Here is a 23,098-nt window from a genome sequence, read left to right on the forward strand (position 1 = left end):
AGACTCGATGCTGAAGATTTTCGGCGCTCCCGGCCGCTACATCCAGGGAGCCGGCGCGCTCGACGCGCTGGGCGGATACGCCGCCCTGTTCGGCCGCCGCGCCGCCCTGGTCATCGACCGCTACGTGCAGGGCGTGCTGGGCCCGAGAATCGAGGCATTGTGCGGCGCCCACGGCGTGGCGCTGACGGCCCTGCCGGTCGAGGGCGACATCACGCCCGAATCGATCGCGGCGCTGCGCGCGCAGGCCGCGGCCGCCGGCGTCGACATGGTGATCGCGGTGGGCGGCGGCAAGGCGCTGGACGCCGGCAAGGCGGTGGCCAAGGCCGAGCACTGCCACCTGGTCACGGTGCCGACGGTGGCCTCCAACGACGCCCCCACCAGCAAGAACTACGTGCTGTACGACGCCCATCACAACCTCCTGGCGGTCGAGCACATGCTGTTCAACCCCACCATCGTGCTGGTCGACACCGCCGTCATCGCCACCGCGCCCGCGGCGTTCTTCCGCGCCGGCCTGGGTGACGCCATCTCCAAGAAATTCGAAGCCGAACAATGCGCCCGCAACGGCGGACGCAACATGTACGACGGCGTCCCGCCGCTGACCGCCCAGCTGATCGCCGACGGTTGCCTGCGCACGCTGCTGGCCGACGGCGCCGACGCGCTGGCCGTGGCCGGCAGCGGCCAGCCCACGCCCGCCTTCGAGCGGGTGGTGGAAGCGATGATCCTGATGAGCGGCCTGGGCTTCGAGAGCGGCGGCCTGTCGATCGCCCACGCCCTGACGCGCGGCCTGCCGAAGATCGCCGGCCTGGCCAGCGCGCCGCACGGCCTGCAGGTGGCCGTCGGCCTGCTGGTGCAGCTCGACCTGGAGGCGCGCCAGGACGGCATGCTGGCCACGCTGACACAGTGGTACGAACAGGTGGGACTGCCCACCACGCTGGCGGCGCTGGGCGCGGCCGCGCCGTCCGACGCCGAACTGGCGCGCGCGGCCGAGCTGACGCTGGCCGCGCGCCATGCCGCCAATTTCGATCGTCCGCTGGACATCAAGACCCTCGTCGCCGCCTTGCGCCGCCACGCCTGATGCCCCGCCGCTCGCGCTGGCGGCGTCCCGCGGGCGGCGCCCGCGAGCGCCGCGACCCGCATCCGGCGGGCCGCGCGCCGCCCCATCGGCGGGGGCATCAATCCGGCGGCGGCGCGCACGCCCTTGCCCGGCCTGGCGTCAGAACGCCACGTTGTCGCCGCCCTTCAGGCCCAGCTTGGCGCGCGTATCGGCGGGCGTGGCCACTTCCAGGTTGAGCGCCTCCAGGATGGTGCGGATGCGCTCGACCTGCGACCGGTTCGACTCGGCCAGTTGGCCCGGCCCGATCCACAGCGAATCCTCCAGTCCCACCCGCACGTTCGAGCCCATGGCCGCGCCGATGGTGGCCAGCGGCATCTGGTTGCGGCCGGCGCCCAGGATCGACCATTCGTATTCGTTGCCGAACAGGCGGTCGGCGGTGCGCTTCATGTGCATCAGGTCTTCGGGGTGCGGGCCGATGCCGCCCAGGATGCCGAACACCGACTGGATGAACGGCGGCGACTTCACCAGGCCGCGGTCGACGAAATGCGCCAGGTTGTACAGGTGGCTGATGTCGTAGCACTCGAACTCGAAGCGGGTGCCGTTGGCGTTGCCCAGCTCCAGGATCGACTCGATGTCCTGGTAGGTGTTGCGGAAGATCAGCGAACGGCTGTTCTCCAGGTGCTCGCGCTCCCACTCATGCTTGAAGTCCTGGAAGCGGCCCAGCATCGGGAACAGGCCGAAGTTCATCGAGCCCATGTTCAGCGACGCCAGCTCCGGCTTGAAGGTGGTGGCCGGCCGCATGCGTTCCTGCACCGTCATGTGCGGACTGCCGCCGGTGGTGATGTTGATGATGGCGTCGGTCTCGGCCTTGATGCGCTTGAGGAACGGCTCGAACAGCGCCGGGTCCTGCGACGGCTTGCCGGTTTCCGGGTCGCGCGCGTGCAGGTGCAGCACGGCGGCGCCGGCGCGGGCCGCGCCGATGGCGGCCTCGGCGATCTCGTCGGCCGTCACCGGCAGGTGCGGCGACATGCTGGGGGTATGGATGGCGCCCGTCACGGCGCAGGTGATCACGACCTTCTGTTTCGGCTTAGCCATTTTCGTCTCCGTTGTCTTGCTGTTGCTTGTGGCGCATCAGGCGCATCAGTTGTTCGTCGCGCCAGTAGCGGCGCGTCGTCAGGTCTTCGGCGGGCAGCAGGCCGCGCCGCTCGGCCGCCAGGGCCTCGACCAGCGCGCCGTCCCAGGGCACGGGTTCGCGCTGGCTGGCGCCGATGGATTGGTACAGCCCGCCGTAGCGCGCGCAGTAGTCGGCAAGGCCGCCGGGCGCGTTCAGGTCGATGGTCTCGAACGGCCCCATGAACGACCAGCGCAGGCCCAGGCCGTCCTTGACCGTGGTGTCGATGTCCTCGGCGCTGGCGATGCCGGCGGCGGCCAGGCGGAAGGCCTCGTGCAGCAGCGCGCCCTGCAGGCGGTTGAGGATGAAGCCCTCGATCTCGCGCCGCATCGTCACCGGCTTCTGGCCGATATCCAGCATGATGTCGCGCGCCGCCTGCATGGCGGCCTCGCTGGTCCAGGGCGCCGGGCACAGCTCCACCACCGGGATCAGGTACGGCGGATTGACCGGATGCGCCACCAGGCAGCGCGCCCGGCCGGGCAGGTCTTCGGTGAATTCGCTGGCGGGAATGCTGGACGTGGAACTGCCGATGATGGCGTCGGGATCGGCCGCCGCGTCCAGTCGCGCGAACAGCTCGCGCTTCAGATCCCGCCGCTCGGGCGAGTTCTCCTGGATGTAGCGGGCGCCGGCCAGCGCCTCGGGCAGGCTGGCGGCCACTTCGATGCGGGCGGCGGCCGCCGCCGCGTCGCGCAGCAGGCCGTGCGCCTGCAATGCATCGAGCTGGCGCCGGATCAGCGCGCCGGCCTCGGCCAGCATGGCGGCGTCGACGTCGTACAGCCGCACCTGCCAGCCCTGGCGCGCGAACACGATGGCCCAGGCCTGGCCGATCAGGCCGGTGCCGATGATGGCGGCATGGCGCCGCCGCGGATCGGCCGCCATCAGTAGAGCTTCTGCGTGAAGCCGTCCACCACGATGGCCTGCCCCGTGACGCTGCGGGCGGCCTCGCTGGCGTTGAACAGCACCATGTTGGCGATGTCGCGCGCGGTGACCATGCGGCCCAGCGCCGCCTGGTTCTCGTAGAGCGCGGCGATTTCCTCGACCGGCTTGTCCAGGGTCCTGGCCTTGGCCTCGATCACGGCGCGGATGCGCGGCCCTTCGACCGCGCCCGGAAGGATGGCGTTGACGCGGATGCCGTGGCCGCCCAGCTCGATCGCCAGCGACTTGGTGAAGCCGATCACCGCCCACTTGGACGCGGAATAGACCGAGCGCCCGGCAAAGCCCAGGTGGCCCGCGGCCGAAGACAGGTTGATCATGACGCCGGCGCGCGACTGCTTGAGCAGCGGGATGGCCTGGCGCGCGCACAGGAACTGGCCGGTGATGTTGACCGCCAGGGTGCGGTCCCAGTCGGCCTTGGACAAGGTCTCGACGAAACCGGTGGGGCCGGCCACGCCGGCGTTGTTGACCAGGATGTCCAGGCCGCCCAACTGCTGGCGCACGGCGTCGAACAGGGCGGCCACGCTGTCTTCATCCGACACGTCGGCATGCACCGCGCGCACGCCGGGCAATTCGGCCGGCAGCGCGGCCAGCCGCTCGCGGTTGACATCGCACACCAGCACCGACGCCCCGGCCCGGTGGAACACCTGGGCCATTTCCAGACCCAGCCCATCGGCGCCGGCGGTGATGAGTACTTTTTTTCCGGCGAAATCCACTTCCTCGAACATGCTCTTTGTCTCCTGGATTCTTATGCTCGAACGCCTTTTGATCATATAGGATATATGATTTAAAGGGGAATTTTCTTGCCATCAGAGCAGCCATGAAAAGGTCCGAGAAACAGCGCCCGGACAGCGGAATTTGACCTGCCACGCAGGCGAAAACCGCCCGCAAACGCTTTATTCATGCGGCTTGAGGGAAATCCCCGATTCAGCCGGCCAAGTCCGGCACTAGAATCCAGGACGAGGTTCTCACACCCCGCCGGCGCATATATCATATATTCAAAAACAGACGGACGACTCAGACAACAGTCCGCATCCAAACCCACAAAGGAGCGTAGACAGTGTTCAAGATCAAACAATTCGCCATCGCGCTGGGCCTGTGCGGCGTCATGGCCAGCGGCACCGCGGCGGCCGACATCAAGGTGGGCGCCCTCTTCCCGTTCAGCGGCGCGCTGGCGTTGCTGGGGCAGGAGAGCTATCGCGGCCTGGAACTGGCCGTCAACGAAATCAATGCCGCCGGCGGGATCAACGGCGAGAAGATCCAGATCATCAAGGCCGACGCGGTCGATCCGACCCAGGCGGTGTCCGAGACCAAGCGATTGATCTCATCGAACGTGGTCGGCGTGTTCGGCAGCTACGCCTCGGGCATCTCGTACGCGGCCTCGCCCGTGACCGAGCTGGCCGGCGTGCCCTACTTCGAGCTGGGCGCCACCGCCCACAAGATCACCACGCGCGGCTACAAGTACCTGTTCCGCAGCAACCCCAACACCGCGCTGTACGGCGTGTCGGTGGTCAACGCGCTGCACGACATCATCGGGCCGGGCATGGGCCTGAACCCGAAGGAAGTGCGCATCGGCATCATCCACGAGGACGGCCCCTACGGCACCGACGTGGCCGCCACCGAGAAAAAGCGCGCCCAGGAACTGGGCTACACCGTGGCCGAGGTGCTGCCGTACTCGGCCAAGACGGTCGACCTGTCCTCGCTGATCCTGCGCCTGAAGGGCGCCAAGGTCGACGTGGTGCTGCAGACCGCCTACCAGAACGACGCCATCCTGTACTTCAGCCAGGCGCGCGCCGCCGGCTTCAAGCCCAAGGTGGTGATCGGCGCCGGTGGCGGCTATTCGCTGGCCGACACCGCCAAGGCCGTGGGCGCCGACATGAACGGCGTGTTCGACCTGGACTTCCCGCAGGCGTCCATCAATCCGGCCGGCGCGCCCGGCCTGGACAAGTTCCTGGAAGCCTACAAGACCACCTACAAGAGCGACCCGCAGTCCGGCCACAGCCTGACCAACTATGTCGGCGCCAAGGCCTTCTTCGAAGCCATCGCCAACGCCAAGTCGACCGACAAGGACAAGATTCGCGCGGCCGTGCTGGCGTACAAGAAGCCGGCCGGCCAGACCGCCAACGGCTGGGCCTTCGACTTCGGCGAGGACGGCCAGAACAACGCCTCGACCTTCTACGTGATGCAGTGGCAGGATGGCAAGCTGGTCACCATCGCGCCTGACAACCTCGCGCTGGGCAAGCCCGTCTTCAAGAAATAGAACGCCGGGGCCGCCATCGGGCAGGCCCGGCACGGCAAGCCAGCAAACCGGACGCTCGGGGGCGTCCGGCGTTTCACTGGGGCCCGCGGCCCCGGCCCCGCCGGCGACGGCGCGCGGCCGGGACGCGCCCCGTTCCAAGAGGTTGCACCATGGATATCTTCATTCAACTGGTCATCAACGGCCTGTTGCTGGGCGGCGCCTATACCATCATCAGCCTGGGGCTGACGCTGATCTTCGGCGTGGTCCGCGTCGTCAACTTCGCGCATGGCGAATTCCTGATGATCGGCATGTACGCGGTCTACCTGATCGCGGCGCAGTTCGGCGTGCACCCGTACATCGGCCTGGTGCCGGTGGCGGTCATCCTGTTCGCGCTGGGCGCGCTGACGCAGAAGGGCATCATCCAGCCGCTGCTCAACGCCGACCAGCACATCCAGATCTTCGCCACGGTGGGCGTGTCCACCATCCTGCTGAACCTGGCGCTGGTGATCTTCGGCGCCAACGTGTTCCGCGCCCCGGTGCAGCTGGGCACCAGCACCCTGGACGTCGGCAACTACTCCATGGTCACCGGCCAGCTGGTGACCTTCGTGGTCGGCCTGAGCCTGGCCGTGCTGTTGCACCTGTTCATGCACCGCACCTACCTGGGCCGCGCGCTGCGGGCGGTGGCGCAGCACCGCTACGCCGCCACGCTGATGGGGGTGAACGTCAACAACGTCTACGCCATCGCCTTCGGCCTGGGCACCGCCTTCGTCGGCATCGCCGCGGGCCTCCTGGCGCCGCAGTATCCGGTGTTCCCGACGGTGGGCACGTACTTCGTGCTGACCGCCTTCGTGATCGTGGTGCTGGGCGGCCTGGGCAGCCTGTACGGCGCGGTGGCCGGGTCCATGATCATCGGCATCGTCGATACGCTGGCCGGCTATTACATCGCCCCCGACCTCAAAGAGGTCGTCTATTTCGGGATCTTCCTCTTGATCCTTGTCCTGCGTCCGACCGGCCTGTTCGGCGTCGGCACAGAGTGATCAGAGCCACAAGGAGCGAGACGTGTTTCCCGACTTTCGAAGCCCCAAAGCCTACGTCAGCCTGATTCTGCTGATCGTCATGTTCATCGTGCCCGTCGTCACGGGCACGCCGTTCTGGACCAACCTGTTCGTCCTGCTGTTCGTCTTTTCCGCGCTGTCGGTGGCCTGGAACATCGTCGGCGGCTACGCCGGCCAGTTGTCGCTGGGCCACGCGGTGTTCTACGGCATCGGCGGCTACACCGCCACCCTGCTGACGCAGAACTTCGGCATCTCGCCGTGGTTCGGCATGCTGGCGGGCGCGGCCATCTCGGCGGCCGTGGCCATCATCATCAGCTATCCCACGCTGCGGCTGCGCGGGCCGTTCTTCGCGCTGGCCACCATCGCCATCCTGGAAGTGGTGCGGCTGCTGGTGATCCACGAGGAAAGCTGGACCGGCGGCTCCAGCGGCATCAGCCTGCCGCTGAACATCGGCTGGGCCTGGATCGTGTTCCGCGAGAAGATCAACTACGTGATCATCGCCTTCGGCCTGTTCCTGCTGGTGACCTGGGTGTCCTGGTACATCCGCAAGTCGCGCATCGGCCATTACCTGATCGCCATCCGCGAGCGCGAGGACGCGGCGCTGGCGGTGGGCATCCACACGGTGCGCGTCAAGATCATCGCCGCGGTGGTGTCGGCCATGCTGACCAGCGTGATCGGCACCTTCCACATCACCTACCTGACCTTCGTCGATCCCAGTTCGGCATTCTCGCTGGAACTGTCGATCCAGGTGGCGATGTTCGCGCTGATCGGCGGCCTGGGCACGGTGGCCGGCCCCATCGCCGGCACTTTCCTGGTGCTGCCGATCGCCGAGCTGGCGCGCGGCTGGCTGTCCAGCGTGGGCAACGGCATGCACGGGCTGATCTACGGCCTGATCCTGGTGGCGGTGGTGCTGACCATCCCGCGCGGCCTGGCCGGCGCTTTCGGTCCGGCCATCGAGCGCGCCCTGGCGCGGCTGCCCTACCTGGGCACGCCGCGCGCCCGGCGCCAACTGGTCGAACCGGCCCGTCCGACCGACGCGGCGCGGCGCGAGCAGCCGGTGCTCAAGGCCGAGAACCTGTTCAAGAGCTTCGGCGGCCTGCGCGCCACCAACGACGTGTCGCTGACGCTGAACCAGTACGAGATCCTGGGCATGATCGGCCCCAACGGTGCCGGCAAGACCACGGTGTTCAACCTGCTGTCCGGCTTCCTGTCGCCCGACAAGGGCGCGGTGTCGATGATCGACGCCAAGGGCAACTGGGTCTCGTGCAGCACGCCGGACGAGTTCGCGCACCAGGGCCTGGGCCGCACCTTCCAGATCGCCAAGCCGTTCACCGGCCTGACGGTATTGGAGAACATCATGCTGGGCGCCTTCATCCGCACCGCCGACCGCGAGGAGGCCGAGCAGATCGCGCTCAAGGTGGCCGAGGAAACCGACCTGCTCAAGTACCTGAACACCGAGGCCCGCAGCCTGACGGTGGGCGGCATGAAGCGGCTGGAGATCGCCCGCGCGCTGGCGATCCGGCCGCGCATCCTGCTGCTGGACGAGGTGATGGCGGGGCTGAACCCCACCGACATCGAGAAGTCGATCAAGATGATCCGCCGCATCCGCGATTCGGGCGTGTCGGTGCTGCTGATCGAGCACATGATGCAGGCCACCATGGCACTGTCTGACCGCATCATCGTGCTGAACGAAGGCGCGGTGCTGGTGAGCGGCGCCCCCAAGGACGTGGTCGAGAACCCCGCCGTCATCGAGGCCTATTTGGGCAAGGAGTACCAGGATGCTTAAGGTTTCGGATCTGTCGTCGGGCTACGGCAAGAGCCAGGTGCTCAACGGCCTGAACTTCGAGGTCAATGCCGGCGAGATCGTGACGCTGATCGGCGCCAACGGCGCCGGCAAGACCACCACCCTGAAGACGCTGTGCGGCGTGGTTCCCGCCACCGCCGGCCGGGTCGAGTTCGAGGGCCGCGACCTGACCAACCGCACGCCCTACGACATCGTCGACGCCGGGATCACCATGATTCCCGAAGGCCGCCAGCTGTTCCCGCACTTCACGGTGCGCGACAACCTGCTGATGGGCTCGTACAAGCGCGCCGCCCGCCCCATCGTGCAGCGCAAGCTGGAGGAAGTGCTGCGGATCTTCCCGCGGGTGCGCGAGCGCCTGGGGCAGTATGCCGGCTCGCTGTCCGGCGGCGAGCAGCAGATGGTGGCGATCGCGCGCGGCATGATGGCCGACCCCAAGCTGCTGGTGTTCGACGAGCCCTCGCTGGGCCTGTCGCCGCTGCTGGTGCAGCAGATGTTCGACATCATCCGCGACGTCACGTCCCACGGCGTCACGGTGCTGCTGGTGGAGCAGAACGTGTTCCGCACCCTGCGCCTGGCCGACCGCGGCTACGTGCTGGAGAACGGCGCCATCGTGCGCACCGGCACCGGCGCCGAGCTGCTGGCCGATCCCCATGTCAAGAAGGCCTATCTGGGCCACTGAAATCCGAAGGACCGCATTCATGTCTCTACGCTGCACATTCATCGACCACGGCACCGGCGGCGCGCCCGATTGCCTGCGCCTGGCCGAACGCGAGATGGCCGCGCCCGCCGGCCGCCAGGTGCTGATCGAGGTGGCCTACGCCGGCGTCAACCGCCCCGACGTGCTGCAACGCTCGGGCTCGTATCCGCCGCCGCCCGGCGCCTCGCCCTACCTGGGACTGGAGGTCGCCGGCACCATCGTCGCCGTCGGTCCCGACGCCACGCGCTGGCAGGTCGGCGACCAGGTCTGCGCGCTGACGCCCGGCGGCGGCTACGCGCAGTACTGCCTGGCCGACGAGCGTCACTGCCTGCCGGTGCCGCGCGGCCTGGACCTGCTGTCCGCCGCCGCCATCCCGGAGAACTACTTCACCGTCTGGACCAACGTGTTCGAACGCGCCCGCCTCGCGGCCGGCGAGAAGTTCCTGGTGCACGGCGGCTCCAGCGGCATCGGCCTGACCGCGATCCAGCTGGCGCGCGCCTTCGGCGCCGAGGTCTGGACCACGGTGGGCAACCAGGAAAAGGCCGAGGCCTGCCTGAAGGCCGGCGCGCAGCACGCGCTGATCTACCGCGACACCGACTTCGAGGCCGACATCCGCGAGGCCACCGGCGGCCAGGGCGTGGACGTGATCCTGGACATGGTCGGCGGCGCCTATATCAACAAGAACCTCCGCCTGCTGGCGGTGAATGGCCGGCTGGTGCAGATCGCCTTCCTGGAAGGCAGCAAGGCCGAAATCGACGCCCTGCCCATCATGACCAAGCGACTGTCGTTCACCGGCTCCACCCTGCGTCCGCGTTCCGACGAAGACAAAGGCGCCATCGCCCAGGCGTTGGCCGACAAGGTGCTGCCGCTGATGGAACAGGGGCGCTGCCTGCCGCTGATCCACCAGGTGTTCCCGCTGGAAGAAGCGGCCCAGGCCCACGCGCTGATGGAAAGCAGCCGGCACATCGGCAAGATCATGTTGAAGGTGCGGGCATGAGCGCGCGCTTCCAGGATCAGGTCATCATCGTCACCGGCGCGGTCGGCGGCATCGGTTCGGCCATCGTCGAGGGCTTCCTGGCCGAAGGCGGCAAGGTCGGGCTGATCGACTTCAATTCGCAGGGCGGCCAGGCCTACGAGAAGGAACTGAAAAAGCGCGGCCATGCCGTGACCTTCGTGCACGCCGACGTCTCGCACTTCGACCAGTGCCAGGCTGCGTATGACCGCATCACCCGCGACCTCGGCCCGGCCACCATCCTGGTCAACAACGTCGGCATCTCGCCCAAGACCGACGGCCGCGCGCTGAAGGTGTGGGAAATGACGCCGGGTGAATGGGACAAGGTGGTGGCGGTCAACCTGAACAGCGTGTTCTACATGACCCACCTGGCCACGCCGCACATGGTGCGCCAGCGCCAGGGGCGCGTGATCAACATGTCGTCGGTGGCGGGCAAGGCTTATTGCGACATCGTCGCCGCGCACTACGCCGCCACCAAGGCGGCGCTGCTGGGGCTGACGCGCCACTGGGCCGCGGAACTGGGCGAGCACGACGTCACCGTCAACGGCCTGGCGCCGGGGCGCATCAGCACGCCGTTGTTGAAGAGCGTGCCCAAGGAGATCAACGACGCCGTGGCCGAGGTTACCGCGCTGCGCCGGCTCGGCACGCCCGAGGAAGTGGCCGACGCCTGCCTGTTCTTCGCCTCGGACCAGGCGCGGTTCGTGACCGGGCAGGTGCTGGACGTGGCGGGCGGCTGGTTGATGACCTGACCGCGGCACGGCCAGCCCGCGTCCTGGCGGGCGAGCCGCGGCGCGGCGGACTTCGTGCGAACCCGCGCGAACGCCGTGCGGGTAGGCGGACAGGCGCGCATCACATACCCGATCACGATGCCCGCCCGGCAGCGGGCGGGATGGCGATCAGAAGTCCATGCTGGCGCTCAGCGAGAAGGTGCGCGGGCCGCCCAGCACCAGGTAACCGTTGCCCGGGTAGCCGCCCACCGAGGCCCAGTAGTTGCGGTTGGCGATGTTCTCGACGCGGGCGCGCAGCGTCACCACGTGGCCGTCCACGTCCATCATGTAGCGCAGGCCGGCATCGAAGCGGGTCCAGCCGGGCACCTTGAGGGTGTTGGCGTCATCCGCGTAGGAGGCGCCGGTGTAGACCACGCGGCCGTCCACGGCCAGGCCCTGCACGCCGGGGATGTCCCATTCCGCGCCCAGGTTGGCCTGGAAGCGCGGCACGCCGATGACGCGGTTGCCGTCGATGGCGCTATTGCCGGTGGAACGCTGCTTGGCGTCCAGGAAGGTCAGGCCGCCCAGCACGCGCACGCGGTCGATCGGCTCGCCGAACACGGTCAGCTCGATGCCCTGGTGGCGGTCCTTGCCGGAGGCGGTGAACCGATTGGACGCGTCGTAGGCCGCGCGCGGCTTGTCGGTGGAGAACAGCGCCAGGCCCGCGCCCAGGCCGCCGCCGTCGTACTTGACGCCGATTTCCTTTTGCTTGGAAACGTAAGGCTGCAGGCTCTCGCCGCCGTTGGGCACGGGCTTGCCGTTGGCCGTCTGCGGCGCCGTATCGCCAGCCACCAGGGCTTCGATGTAGTTGGCGTACAGCGACACGCTCGGCGTCACCTTGAAGACGATGCCGGCGGCGGGCGAATTGCGGCTGGCGTCATAGGCGCCGTTTTCCGTGCCGGTGTTGTAGGCGTAGCTGCGCGAGGACAGGCGCTGGTGGCGGATGCCCAGCGTCAGCAGCACCTTGTCGTCCAGGAACGACATCGTGTCGCCCAGCGCATAGCTGCTCATGCGGGTGCGCCCCTGCAACGCCGGATCGTCCAGGTCGTTGCCGAACAGCGCCTTGGAACTGTAGGCCGGGCGGTCGTAGCTGACCGGATCGTAGATATTCGTGGAGAACGTGTTCAGGTAGTCCATGACATACGCGTTCTTCTTCTTGAGATCGAAGAAGGACGCGGACGCGACGAACTCGTGGCCGACCGGACCGGTGCGCACCTTGGCGCGCAGGCCCAGTTCGCCGGTGTTGACACTGTCCTTGCGGGTATTGTCGAAGCGGTAGAAGTTGCCATCGCCGGTGCTGCCGTTGGTGACGGTGACGTTGGCGAGCGAGTTGGCTTCGTCGCTGCGGCGCATGCCGAAGGCGGCCCAGCCGGTCAGCTTGTCGCTGAAGTCATGCTCGGCGCGCACGGTGCCGAACACGTCGCGCTCGTTCGAGTATGACCAGGGCTGGGCATAGTTGGAGCTGGCGTCCGGCGCGTCCGGCACGCTGGTCACGCCGCGCAGCGTCACGTTCGGACGCGCGCGCTTGAGCTTGTTCTCCTGCCAGCCGATATCCGCCGACAACCGCGTGTCGGCCGAACGCCAGTCCAGGCCCAGCGACACCAGGCTGGTGCGCGAGTGCTCGTCGTCGATGGCGGTGTCGCCGCTGCGGTTGGCCACGTTCAGGCGGATGCCGGTGCTGTCGCCAGGGCCGAAGCGGCGCGCGATGTCGGTGGAGACCGAGAACTGGCCGCCGCTGGAGATGCCGGTGGTGAAACGCGTGAGCGGATCGTTCGGGGCGCGCTTGGGCACCAGGTTGACCGTGCCGCCAATGCCGTCGCCGCCGGGCGAGGCGCCCGTCAGGAAGGTCGACGCGCCGCGCAGCACTTCGACGCGCTCGAACAGTTCCGTGGCGATGTACTGGCGCGGCAGCAGGCTGTACAGGCCGTTGTAGGCCACATCATCCGAACTGAGGATGAAGCCGCGGATGAAGTACGACTCCTGGAAATTGCCGAAGCCGCGCGCCACGCGCACGCCCGGATCGTTCTGCAGCACGTCGCCGACGCTGCGCGCCTGCTTGTCCTGGATCAGCTCGTTGGTATAGCTGGTGATGCTGAACGGCGTGCTCATGATGTCCTGCGTGCCCAGCACGCCGACGCGGCCGCCGCGGGCCACCTGGCCGCCCGCGTAGGGCTGGGCCAGGCCGCCGGCCGACGCGTCGGCGCTGGCCTCGACCTTGATCGCTTCCATCGAAACGACGGAGCCGTCGGCGGCGGGCGCGGCGGATTGGGCGTGGACCAGCGCGGTGTACGGCAGGGCCGCAACCACGCATGCAAGAGTTCGTATTTTCATATCGGGAATCGGTAGGCGGGCGCTTCGCGGGAAGCGGGGATCGCAACAATCCCGATGGGGGTCACGCGGGATAACGGCTTGCCACTCGAACGGCCGCAGCGCCAGCCATGCCGGTCTTGTGGAGTCCGTTCACAAAGGGAGATTGAGATCGTGCGGGGTTGATTCTATATAAAACGAAATCATTCTCATTGCGTCCCTTAATATAGATGACAGCTTTGTTGCCCGTTTACAACGATTGGTTTCCGATAACCGTCCGCGACGCCCGCTTGCGCCCGGCCCGCGGGGTCTCGTCAACCCGGCAGGTCCGCCGCGTCGCGCAGTCGGCCGAATTCCCCGGCTTCGTAGGCCGCCATGGTCTGTCCGAGGGCCCGCGCGTCCGCCATGACCAACGGCCCGCGCTGGATCACGGGCTCGTCGATGGCCCGCCCCGCCACCAGCAGGAAGTGGCCCGGCGCTCCGGCGGCCAGCAATTGCAGCAGCCCATCGCGATCCGCCGTGGCCGTCAGCGCCGCCCCCGGCGGCAGGATGGCAAAGTCGGGATCGGCGGGGCGCCTGTCCGCCACCGCCCCCCGGCCGCGCGGCCGGAACGGCGCCATCGGGCGCGTCCCGAGATCCGCCGGCGGGCGCGCCGGCGCCGTGATCTGGTGGCGGGCCCGCACCCCCAGTTCGCCGTGGACCGCGTATAGCCAGGCGTTCCAGCCGGCCGGCAGCATCACCAGCCGCGACGCCCCCGGGCGCAGCCAGCCATCCAGGATCAACAACGGCTCGGGGGTGGCCAGCGGCGCCTCCCAGCCATCGTAGCGGCCCGACACCACCCGCACGCGGCCGGCGTCACCCTGCAGGACCGGCATCTCCCAGGCGCGCAGCAGCGAGGCCTCGGGCGGCAGCGACTTGAGCCGCTGCGGCAGGTTGACGTACAACCGCACCCCGTTCAGGCGCGACTCTCCCACGGGCTGCTGGTCGTGAATCACGCCGTGTCCGGCCACGGTCCAATGCAGGTCGCCGGCCCGGATCTCATGGTCGTTGTCCAGGCTGTCGCGGCTGCGCAGGGCGCCGTGGCTGTCTTCCAGCAATAGCGTCACGGCCGACATGCCGGCGTGAGGGTGCGGCGCGAAGCTAGGGCCGGTCATAACGAAATGCTCCGCCAGCACCAGCGGCGACATGCCGCGCGGAAAATCGGGTTGGCGGAATTGCCGGAACGAACAGGCGTCGCCCGCGGGCTCGAACGGTTTGGCCACGGGCGGACTGAGGCGGATGGTCAAGGAGCTGCTGCCTGGATTTTTGGGTGGCGCAGAGCTTATGGGTTCCGCGTCCGACACAGTAGATGCCAATTTCAGGAATAATTGTCCTGCCGCACAGGACAATTCCCCAACCTGGCCCATGCACTCCTATATCCATCATCTCGACGACCTGCTGCTTTTCACCGAAGTGGTGGAAAAAGGTGGTTTCTCCGCCGCCGCCCGCGTGCTCAATATGCAACGCTCCAAACTCAGCCGGCGCGTGGCCGAACTGGAGACGCGGCTGGGCCTGCGGTTGCTGCAACGCAACACCCGCCGCGTCTCGCTCACGCCCATGGGCGAGCAGATCTACGTGCATGCGCTGGCGATGGCGCGCGAGGCCCGCAGCGCTTTCGACCTGGCGGCGGCGATGGGCGACACGCCCAGCGGCCTGCTGCGCATGACGGCGCCCTCCGCCCTGGCCGTGACCCTGCTTGGCGAATTGGTGTCGCGCTTCTGCCTGAAGCACCCGGGCGTGCGGGTATTGCTGGACACCCGCGACCAGATCATCGACCTGGTGGGCGAAGGCTACGACCTGGCCTTCCGCGCCCAGGGCGCCTCGCTCACCGATTCGAGGCTGGTGGCGCGCGAGCTCGCGCCGGTGCCGCTGATCCTGGTGGCGGCCCCGGAGATGGCCCGCGCCGCGCCGCGCCATCCGCGCGAACTGAGCGCGCTGCCGCTGCTGGCCCATGCCACCCAGGACAGCCCGCAAAGCTGGCATTTCACCGGCCCCGCGGGTGAAGCCGAGTCGATCGAATTCCGCCCCCGCTGCCTCAGCACCAACCTGGCGGCGCTGCGCGAGATGGCGCGCGCCGGCCTGGGCGTGGCGCTGCTGCCCCACTATCTGTGCGCCGGTTCCCTGGCCAGGGGCCACCTGGCGCAGCTGCTGCCCGCCTGGCGCGCCGCCCCGGCGCGCATCTACGCGGTCATGCCCGCCCGGCGCGGCGCGCCGCTGGCCCTGCGCCGTTTCCTGGATTTCGCGGCGGCGGAAATGCCGGCCTTGCTGGCCTGACGCGTGGCGCCTGGGTCACCAGGCCCTGCGCCTGGAAGCGGTCGCGGAAATCCGCCTGGCGCATCACCGCGGCCACGGCCTCGCGCAGCCTGTCCGCCTCGGCCCCGGGCGTGTCGCGCGGCACGGCCCAGCCTCCCGCCGCCATGCGCTTGTAGGACTTCTTTGTTAAAAAACGGGGGACTTGCAGGGACGACGCGGCTGCCGCACAGTAGGGGTTTGCGCGACCGGCGCGCAACCCGCAGGCCGGCGCGGGCGGGAACTTTGACGCGCCCCTCAAGTCTTATATAAGATACAAGACACAGACCGAACCCGCGCCGCTGTCGCCCGGAATGACAAACGCGCCGAAACGCCTGAAAATGCCGGCTTTACGCGGGCAAAACCACGGAGTCCATCATGCCGCACAACACCCTCGACACACTCAAGAATTTCAAGATCGGCAACAAGTCCTGTCAGTACTATTCGCTGCCGGCGCTGGGCAAGGCGCTGGGCGTGGATGTGCAGCGGCTGCCGGTCTCCATCCGCATCGTGCTGGAATCCGTGCTGCGCAATTGCGATGGCAAGAAGGTGACCGAGGAACACGTGCGCCAGCTCGCCAACTGGCAGGCCAACGCCAAGCGCGAGGATGAAATCCCGTTCGTGGTGGCGCGCGTGGTGCTGCAGGACTTCACCGGCGTGCCGTTGCTGGCGGACATCGCCGCCATGCGCTCGGTGGCCGACAAGATGGGCAAGAGCCCCAAGAGCATCGAGCCGCTGGTGCCGGTGGACCTGGTGGTGGACCACTCGGTCATGATCGACTACTTCGGCACCAAGAATGCGCTGGACCTGAACATGAAGCTGGAATTCAAGCGCAACCAGGAGCGCTACCAGTTCATGAAGTGGGGCATGCAGGCCTTTGACACCTTCGGCGTGGTGCCCCCGGGCTTCGGCATCGTCCACCAGGTGAACCTGGAATACCTGGCGCGCGGCGTGCACCAGGACAAGAAGAACAATATCTACTACCCCGATTCGCTGGTGGGCACCGACAGCCACACCACCATGATCAACGGCATCGGCGTGGTCGGCTGGGGCGTGGGCGGCATCGAGGCCGAGGCCGGCATGCTGGGCCAGCCGGTGTACTTCCTGACCCCCGACGTGGTGGGCGTGGAACTCAAGGGCAAGCTGCGCGGCGGCGTCACCGCCACCGACCTGGTGCTGACCATCACCGAAATGCTGCGCCGTGAAAAAGTGGTCGGCAAGTTCGTCGAGTTCTGTGGCGAGGGCACGGCCAGCCTGTCCGTGGCCGAACGCGCCACCATCGGCAACATGGCGCCCGAGTATGGCGCCACCATGGGCTTCTTCCCGGTCGACGGCCGCACCATCGACTACTTCCGCGGCACCGGCCGCACCGAAGACGAAATCGCCGCGTTCGAGGCCTACTTCAAGGCCCAGGACATGTTCGGCGTGCCCGCCGCCCAGGACATCAACTACACCAAGCTGCTGACGCTGGACCTGTCCACCGTCGCGCCGTCGCTGGCCGGCCCCAAGCGCCCCCAGGACCGCATCGAGATCGGCAACGTCAAGAGCACCTTCATCGACCTGTTCTCCAAGCCGGTCGCCGAGAACGGCTTCAACCAGCCGGCCGAAAAGCTGCAGCAGACCTTCACCACCAGCACCGGCACCAAGGTCAAGAACGGCGACATCCTGATCGCCGCCATCACCTCCTGCACCAACACCTCCAACCCCAGCGTGCTGCTGGCGGCGGGCCTGCTGGCCAAGAAGGCCGTGGAAGCCGGCCTGAAGGTGCCCAAGCACATCAAGACCTCGCTGGCCCCTGGATCGCGCGTGGTCACCGAATACCTGACCAAGACTGGCCTGCTGCCCTATCTGGAGAAGCTGGGCTTCGACGTGGCCGCCTACGGCTGCACCACCTGCATCGGCAACGCCGGCGACCTGACGCCCGACCTGAACGAGGTCATCACCAGCAATGACCTGGTGTGCTCGGCGGTGCTGTCCGGCAACCGCAACTTCGAGGCGCGCATCCACCCGAACATCAAGGCCAACTTCCTGGCCTCGCCGCCGCTGGTGGTGGCCTACGCGCTGGCCGGCACCGTGACGCGCGACCTGATGACCGAACCGGTCGGCCGCGGCAAGAACGGCGACATCTGGCTGGGCGACATCTGGCCGACCACCGAGGAAGTCGAGGCGCTGCTCAAGTACGCGCTGGACCCGAAGGCCTTCGAGGCCAACTATGGCCAGGTCAAGAGCAACCCCGGCAAGCTGTGGGAGAACATCAAGGGCGTCACGGGCGAGACCTACAACTGGCCCGATTCCACCTACATCGCCGAGCCGCCGTTCTTCGAAGGCTTCGGCATGACGCCGGGCGCGATGCCGACCGTCAAGAACGCCCGCGCGCTGGGCGTGTTCGGCGACTCGGTCACCACCGACCACATCTCGCCGGCCGGCTCCATCAAAGAAACCTCGCCCGCGGGCAAGTGGCTCAAGGAACACGGCGTGATGAAGGCCGATTTCAACAGCTACGGCTCGCGCCGCGGCAACCATGAAATCATGATGCGCGGCACCTTCGCCAACGTGCGCATCAAGAACCTGATGATCCCGGCGCGCCCGGACGGCAGCCGCTTCGAAGGCGGCGAAACCCTGTTCCAGCCCACCGGCGAACAGATGTCGATCTACGACGCGGCCATGAAGTACGTGGCGGCCGGCACGCCCACCGTGGTGTTCGGCGGCGAAGAGTACGGCACCGGCTCGTCGCGCGACTGGGCCGCCAAGGGCACCCAGCTGCTGGGCGTCAAGGCCGTCATCACGCGCAGCTTCGAGCGCATCCACCGCAGCAACCTGGTGGGCATGGGCGTGCTGCCGCTGCAGTTCAAGGGCAACGACAGCGTGCAGTCGCTGGGCATCACCGGCGAGGAAACCTACGACATCTCGGGCCTGGAAAACGGCATCAAGCCGATGCAGGACGTGACGCTGACGATCACCCGCAAGGATGGTTCGAAGCAGGACGTGACGCTGCTGCTGCGCATCGACACCCCGATCGAGGTCGACTACTACCAGCACGGCGGCATCCTGCCCTTCGTGCTGCGCCAGCTGCTGGCCGCGTAACGCGCGGGCCGCAAAGGCAAAGCCCCTGGAACCGCGAGGTTCCAGGGGCTTTTTTTCAGGGCCGCGCGCCGCCTGCCATCGCGGCGCGTGGCAGGCTCACCGCATCATTGCGCGACCAGTTCGACCCGGCGGTTCTTGGCGCGGCCGGCCTCGGCGTCGTTGGCGGCCACCGGCGCCAGCGACGCCACGCCCCGCGCCGACAGGCGCGCGGCCGGAATCTTGTAGCCCGACTCCAGCGCCTTGACCACGGCGTCGGCGCGCTTTTGCGACAGGTCCAGGTTGCCGGCCAGCGTGCCCTGGTTGTCGGTGTGGCCGACCACGTAGACCTTCAGCTTCGGGTTGGCGTTGAGCAGCTTGCCCATCTCGTCGAGCGCGGCCTTGGACTCGGGCTTGACCTCGGCCTTGTCGGTATCGAAGTAGACGCCGTAGACCGCGACCCGACCGGATTCGGCCAGCGATTTCTGCATGGCGGCCATGTCCAGCACCTTGACCTGCCCGGTCTGCATGGGCTTGGTCTCGATCACCTGCTGGAACACCGGCGTGATGTTGTTGGAGGTGTCGTCCATCACGTCCAGGAACACGTAGATGTCGCCGGTGGGCGCCTCTTTCTTGGCCAGCACCGCGTAGTACTTGCCGCCGAACGCCGCGTCGCCCTGCCCCGGCTGGCTGACCTTGCCGCTGTTCAGGACGAACGACTGGAAGTCGCCGCCGCACTGCTCGTCGCCCTTGCATTCGAACAGGGTCTTGAAGCCGCCGGCCTGCAGCGCGCCCTGGTAGTTGCGATAGACCTCCAGCGCCGACTTCTTGCCATCGATGCGATAGGCGATGCGCGTCAGCTTGCCTTCCAGCGTCATGCCCTTGGCCTCGCTTTCGCGGGTGATGGGCTGGTTGGGCATCACGGCTTCGTCGTAGTCCTTGAATTCGTAGGCACGGATCTCGGCGCCCTCGAAACGCGTCAGGGCGGGATGGTCGCGGGAACCCTTGACGTCTTCGGCCCAGGCGGACGAAGCCGCCGCCAGCGTGGCGGCGACGATGGCCAGACTCGCGGATTTCACGATATGCGCATTCACGATCTCTACACTCCCGACCGGCGGCGCCGGCATGCGTCCAGAACAAGGAAACGCCCGCGATGCGGGCGGCAGCCATTATGCATAGACGCAGCGGTGGTTGGAACCGCATGGGGTAACCAAACGTTGACGGCGGTAAGCGGCGTCAACAGGCCTCAGTTGAACGCATAGGCGTCCATCGCCAGCGCGCCGTACGAGATCTCGTCCGTCAGGCGGGTGGCCTGGCCGCCGCCCGCGCCCAGCGCCACGTAGAGCGGCATCAGGTGGTCGTCGTGCGGATGGGCCTGCGCCGCGCCCGGCGCGCGCGCCTGCCAATCGAGCAGCGCCGGCACGTCGTTGGCGGCCAGGTGTTCGGCATACCACGCCTGGAACGCCGGCACGTAAGGCGCCGGCGGCGCGTCCTGCGGCATGCGCACGTCGCGCAGGTTGTGCGTCAGCGACCCCGAGCCGATGATCAGCACGTCCTCGTCGCGCAGCGGCGCCAGGGCGCGGCCTAGTTCCAGCTGGCCGGCGGCGTCGCGGCCCATGTCCAGCGACAGTTGCACCACCGGCACGTCGACCTCGGGATAGAGGTAGCGCAGCGGCACCCAGGCGCCGTGGTCCAGCGGGCGGCGCGGATCGCGGTCGGCGGCAATGCCGGCCTCGGCCAGCAGGGCCTGCGTGCGCGCGGCCAGCTCGGGCGAGCCGGGCGCGGCGTATTGCAGCGTGTAGAGCTCGGGCGGGAAGCCGCCGAAGTCGTGCCAGGCCACCTGCTGGTCGCGGGTGGACAGGGCCAGGCCGTGGCCCATCCAGTGCGGCGACACCACCAAAATGGCGCGCGGTTTGCGGCCCAGGGACTGGCTCCAGGCGGCCAGCGCGGGGCCGGTGGAACCGGGTTCGACGGCCAGCATGGGGGAACCGTGGGAAACGAAAAGCGTAGGCCAGCGCATGGCGATGACTCCAGGAAAGCTTGATGATGGGTCCATTGTCGGTCGAATCCAATCAGCAATAAATCCCCTAAACAGGCACGATCTGTTGCCAGAACGGCACCAATCCCCGGCCAAGGCGGGGGCTCCGCCTGGCCGCCCTGCACGCCCTTGTCCCGCTCGATTCGCGGGCGCCAGAGCGCCACGGCGACCAGCGCCGTGGCGGGCGTTAAACTACGTCGTTACACACTTACTGGACGCCCTCCGAAGTCATGGCCCGAACCCGCAGCCAATCCGCTCCCCGCTTGACCCGCGACGCCACCCGCCTCATCACGCTTGCCCAATCGCTCAACCGCTCGGGCAGCCGCGTCGAAGACGTGTACTGGGAGAATCAGCTTGGCGAAGCGATTCCGAAACTGCTCAAGGCAGGCCAGGATGCCCCGCTGGAAGCCGCGCTGGACCATCTCGCCCAGGGCGACGTGGGCGCCTACGAAATCCTGATCGAACAGGCCGAGACGCTGTCCGAGTCGATGAAGATCGACAAGAACGGCGTGCGCCACGACGTCCTGCTGATCGTCGCGCCCGTGGTCGCCTGGACCCGCTACGCGATTCCCACCGGCCCGGTCCCGGCCGCCGCCCAGCAGGCGCTGCTGGCGCAGCTGCATGGCCATGTGCTGTCGAGCCAGGCCCGCAGCGCGCTGATGCCCTACCTGGTCAGCGTCGACCAGATGCCGCGCACGTTCTCGGAAACCTGGCAATGGCTGCAACGGCTGGGCACGCAGGCGCTGGGCGCCGAGACCACCAAGCCGGCGCTGAACACCGAGGCCGAAACCGCCAACATGCTGGCCGACACGCGCTATATCGTGGCGGCCGTGGCGGTGCCCGAGTTCGCGCCCGTGTTCCGCTGGCAGGAGCAGATCGGCGAAGCCGAGGCCAGCCGCGACGCCTGCCTGGCGCAATGGGCCGCGCAGGCCCAGCCGACGCTGGCCGGCCTGCTGCCGGGCTGCGGCTTCGAAGCCCTGCTGCCCGACGCCTACTACGTCAGCAACCGCGAGGCCGACCGCCGCGTGCGGCCGCTGTCGCTGCGCGCCGCCATCAGCTGGCTCGAAGGCGCGGTCAGCCTGGAAGCCTCGCAACTGCGCGCCGTGGTGGCCGGCTGCGGCGAAAGCCGCGTCGACGAATACCGCGTCAGCTTCACCGCGCGCAACAGCAACGACGTCTACTACGGCTGCGTCTGGCCGCTGTACGGCCGTGAAGAAGACCTGCCGGCCGACGAGGGCCAGCCCGACGTGGTCGACGAGATCGCGGCGCTGCTCAAGGAATACGGCGTGAGCGACGTGCGCCGCATTCCCGGCGTGCTGCCCCCGGAATACTGCGAGGATTGCGGCGCGCCCTACTTCCCCAACCCGCTGGGCGAACTGGTGCACGCCGAACTGCCCGAGGACGCCGAGGCCGCGCCCGCCAAGTTCCACTGAGCCGCGTCGATGCAAGCGGACCTCTTCTGCCGCGTGGTCGACAACTACGGCGACATCGGCGTCTGCTGGCGCCTGGCGCGGCGGCTGGCGCACGGCCATGGCTGGGACGTGCGCCTGTGGGTCGACGACCTTTCCAGCTTCGCGCGCATCCAGCCCGGCATCGACGCCGGCGCCGCGCGCCAGGTCTGCCAGGAAGTGGATATCGTGCACTGGTCGGCCGCGCCCGATCCGGCGCTGGCCGCGCGCGACGTGGTGATCGAGGCCTTCGCCTGCGATCCGCCCGAGGCCTTCCTGGCCAGCATGCGCCAGCGCCACCCGGTCTGGATCAACCTGGAATACCTGAGCGCCGAGGCCTGGGTGGAAAGCTGCCACGGCCTGCCGTCGCAGCGGCCCGACGGGCTGGTCAAACATTTCTTTTTCCCCGGCTTCACGTCGGCCACCGGCGGCCTGCTGCGCGAAACCGGCCTGTCGGCCGAACGCGACGCCTTCCAGGCGGATCGCGACGCGCAGGAGGCATTCCTGCGCGGCCTGGGCGTGGCGGACAGCCTGCTGTCGCTTCGCCGCAACGGCGCCCGCACGGTGTCCCTGTTTTGCTACCCGAGCGCCCCAGTCGACGCACTGGCCCGCGCGCTGGCGGCGACCCCTGGCGCCACCCTGCTGCTGGTGCCGGAAGGCGTCGCCCCCCGGCTGGAAGCGGCCTGCGCCGTGCCCGGCGGCCCGGCCGTGGCGCGCCTGCCGTTCGTGGCCCAGCCTGACTTCGACCGCATCCTGTGGTGCGCCGACCTGAACTTCGTGCGCGGCGAGGACTCGTTCGTGCGCGCGGCATGGGCGGCGCGGCCGCTGGCCTGGCAGATCTACCCGCAGGACGAGAATATCCACCTGGAAAAACTCGACGCCTGGCTGGCGCGCTATCCGGCCCCGGAACCGGCCGCGGATCTCATCCGCGCCTGGAATCAGGAGGATGCGGGCGCCGCCGCCGAGGCCGCGCTGGCGGCGGCCCTGCGACCCGGCCCCTGGCAGGCCTGGAACCAGGCGGCCCGCGACTGGGACGCGGCGCAGGCCGCCCGGCCCGACCTGGCGGAGAATCTGGCTGGTTTTTGCGCAGAGTTGGCCAAGAAACGCTAGAATAGAGAGTTTTCTGAGTCGCCCTGGATTGTCGGCGCCTCAACTATGACGCCTCCCGGGGTGTGCATGAAGCCA

At 68.2% G+C, this 23,098-nt stretch carries 18 protein-coding genes; 11 read left to right on the top strand and 7 right to left on the bottom strand.

Annotated features, from left to right (window positions below; genetic code table 11):
• Positions 1 to 7 precede the first annotated feature (7 nt).
• Complete coding sequence (locus tag ABFG95_RS04985; protein ID WP_054517095.1) at positions 8 to 1,075, top strand: glycerol dehydrogenase; 1,068 nt, start codon at positions 8 to 10, stop codon at positions 1,073 to 1,075.
• A gap of 138 nt (positions 1,076 to 1,213) precedes the next feature.
• Here the strand turns inward: ABFG95_RS04985 and ABFG95_RS04990 are convergent, their stop codons facing one another.
• The 3 genes from ABFG95_RS04990 to ABFG95_RS05000 are packed head-to-tail and all read right to left on the bottom strand — an operon-like array spanning position 1,214 to position 3,886.
• Complete coding sequence (locus ABFG95_RS04990; protein WP_054417316.1) at positions 1,214 to 2,149, bottom strand: 3-keto-5-aminohexanoate cleavage protein; 936 nt, start codon at positions 2,147 to 2,149, stop codon at positions 1,214 to 1,216.
• Positions 2,142 to 3,104, bottom strand: coding sequence for a 3-hydroxyacyl-CoA dehydrogenase (locus ABFG95_RS04995; RefSeq protein ID WP_175146573.1), 963 nt, complete (start codon positions 3,102 to 3,104; stop codon positions 2,142 to 2,144). Before ABFG95_RS04995 ends, ABFG95_RS04990 begins: the two co-directional genes overlap by 8 nt.
• Positions 3,104 to 3,886 (bottom strand): SDR family oxidoreductase, encoded by a 783-nt coding sequence (locus ABFG95_RS05000; protein WP_026383327.1) that lies wholly within the window; start codon positions 3,884 to 3,886, stop codon positions 3,104 to 3,106. The genes ABFG95_RS04995 and ABFG95_RS05000 overlap by 1 nt, the downstream gene beginning before the upstream one ends.
• A 332-nt stretch (positions 3,887 to 4,218) precedes the next feature.
• Here ABFG95_RS05000 and ABFG95_RS05005 point away from each other — a divergent pair, with 332 nt between their 5' ends.
• The 6 genes from ABFG95_RS05005 to ABFG95_RS05030 all read left to right on the top strand — a co-directional run bounded on the left by ABFG95_RS05005 (position 4,219) and on the right by ABFG95_RS05030 (position 10,714).
• A complete protein-coding gene (locus tag ABFG95_RS05005) occupies positions 4,219 to 5,418 on the top strand; it encodes an ABC transporter substrate-binding protein (RefSeq protein ID WP_049073025.1) in 1,200 nt (399 codons plus the stop codon).
• A gap of 149 nt (positions 5,419 to 5,567) precedes the next feature.
• The gene (locus ABFG95_RS05010; protein WP_006387153.1) at positions 5,568 to 6,434 is read left to right on the top strand and encodes a branched-chain amino acid ABC transporter permease; all 867 of its coding nucleotides are present in this window, start codon (positions 5,568 to 5,570) and stop codon (positions 6,432 to 6,434) included.
• 22 nt (positions 6,435 to 6,456) lie between these two features.
• Positions 6,457 to 8,238: a branched-chain amino acid ABC transporter ATP-binding protein/permease gene (locus tag ABFG95_RS05015; RefSeq protein WP_175146574.1), complete on the top strand. Its 1,782-nt coding sequence runs from the start codon at positions 6,457 to 6,459 to the stop codon at positions 8,236 to 8,238.
• Complete coding sequence (locus ABFG95_RS05020; protein ID WP_049073023.1) at positions 8,231 to 8,935, top strand: ABC transporter ATP-binding protein; 705 nt, start codon at positions 8,231 to 8,233, stop codon at positions 8,933 to 8,935. Before ABFG95_RS05015 ends, ABFG95_RS05020 begins: the two co-directional genes overlap by 8 nt.
• A gap of 19 nt (positions 8,936 to 8,954) precedes the next feature.
• Positions 8,955 to 9,950, top strand: a complete 996-nt coding sequence (locus tag ABFG95_RS05025; protein WP_278989813.1) for an NAD(P)H-quinone oxidoreductase — start codon at positions 8,955 to 8,957, stop codon at positions 9,948 to 9,950.
• Positions 9,947 to 10,714 carry an SDR family NAD(P)-dependent oxidoreductase gene (locus ABFG95_RS05030; RefSeq protein WP_049073021.1) on the top strand — a complete coding sequence of 256 codons (768 nt, stop codon included), beginning with the start codon at positions 9,947 to 9,949 and terminating at the stop codon, positions 10,712 to 10,714. Before ABFG95_RS05025 ends, ABFG95_RS05030 begins: the two co-directional genes overlap by 4 nt.
• 147 nt (positions 10,715 to 10,861) lie before the next feature.
• Here ABFG95_RS05030 and ABFG95_RS05035 read toward each other — a convergent pair whose 3' ends face one another.
• Both ABFG95_RS05035 and ABFG95_RS05040 read right to left on the bottom strand, forming a co-directional pair.
• Positions 10,862 to 13,063, bottom strand: a complete 2,202-nt coding sequence (locus ABFG95_RS05035; protein ID WP_278989811.1) for a TonB-dependent receptor — start codon at positions 13,061 to 13,063, stop codon at positions 10,862 to 10,864.
• Between the two features lie 290 nt (positions 13,064 to 13,353).
• Positions 13,354 to 14,325, bottom strand: a complete 972-nt coding sequence (locus ABFG95_RS05040) for a pirin family protein (RefSeq protein WP_175146577.1) — start codon at positions 14,323 to 14,325, stop codon at positions 13,354 to 13,356.
• A 118-nt stretch (positions 14,326 to 14,443) separates the two neighbouring features.
• On the opposite strand from ABFG95_RS05040, the gene ABFG95_RS05045 reads away from it, so the two are divergent.
• Positions 14,444 to 15,352: a LysR substrate-binding domain-containing protein gene (locus tag ABFG95_RS05045; RefSeq protein WP_348995529.1), complete on the top strand. Its 909-nt coding sequence runs from the start codon at positions 14,444 to 14,446 to the stop codon at positions 15,350 to 15,352.
• Between the two features lie 393 nt (positions 15,353 to 15,745).
• Positions 15,746 to 18,451 (top strand): aconitate hydratase AcnA, encoded by a 2,706-nt coding sequence (gene acnA / locus ABFG95_RS05050; protein WP_063582602.1) that lies wholly within the window; start codon positions 15,746 to 15,748, stop codon positions 18,449 to 18,451.
• A 104-nt stretch (positions 18,452 to 18,555) separates the two neighbouring features.
• Here the strand turns inward: acnA and ABFG95_RS05055 are convergent, their stop codons facing one another.
• Both ABFG95_RS05055 and ABFG95_RS05060 read right to left on the bottom strand, forming a co-directional pair.
• Complete coding sequence (locus ABFG95_RS05055) at positions 18,556 to 19,554, bottom strand: OmpA family protein (RefSeq protein WP_059271828.1); 999 nt, start codon at positions 19,552 to 19,554, stop codon at positions 18,556 to 18,558.
• A gap of 119 nt (positions 19,555 to 19,673) precedes the next feature.
• The gene (locus ABFG95_RS05060) at positions 19,674 to 20,447 is read right to left on the bottom strand and encodes a class III extradiol ring-cleavage dioxygenase (RefSeq protein ID WP_081330473.1); all 774 of its coding nucleotides are present in this window, start codon (positions 20,445 to 20,447) and stop codon (positions 19,674 to 19,676) included.
• A gap of 248 nt (positions 20,448 to 20,695) precedes the next feature.
• Between ABFG95_RS05060 and ABFG95_RS05065 the strand changes: the two genes are divergently transcribed.
• Positions 20,696 to 21,898: a DUF2863 family protein gene (locus tag ABFG95_RS05065; protein ID WP_059271832.1), complete on the top strand. Its 1,203-nt coding sequence runs from the start codon at positions 20,696 to 20,698 to the stop codon at positions 21,896 to 21,898.
• Positions 21,899 to 21,907: 9 nt separating this feature from the next.
• The gene (gene earP / locus ABFG95_RS05070; protein ID WP_278989808.1) at positions 21,908 to 23,023 is read left to right on the top strand and encodes an elongation factor P maturation arginine rhamnosyltransferase EarP; all 1,116 of its coding nucleotides are present in this window, start codon (positions 21,908 to 21,910) and stop codon (positions 23,021 to 23,023) included.
• Positions 23,024 to 23,098 lie beyond the last annotated feature (75 nt).

The organism is Achromobacter sp. HNDS-1 (assembly GCF_040084795.1).
Lineage (GTDB): Bacteria > Pseudomonadota > Gammaproteobacteria > Burkholderiales > Burkholderiaceae_B > Achromobacter > Achromobacter ruhlandii.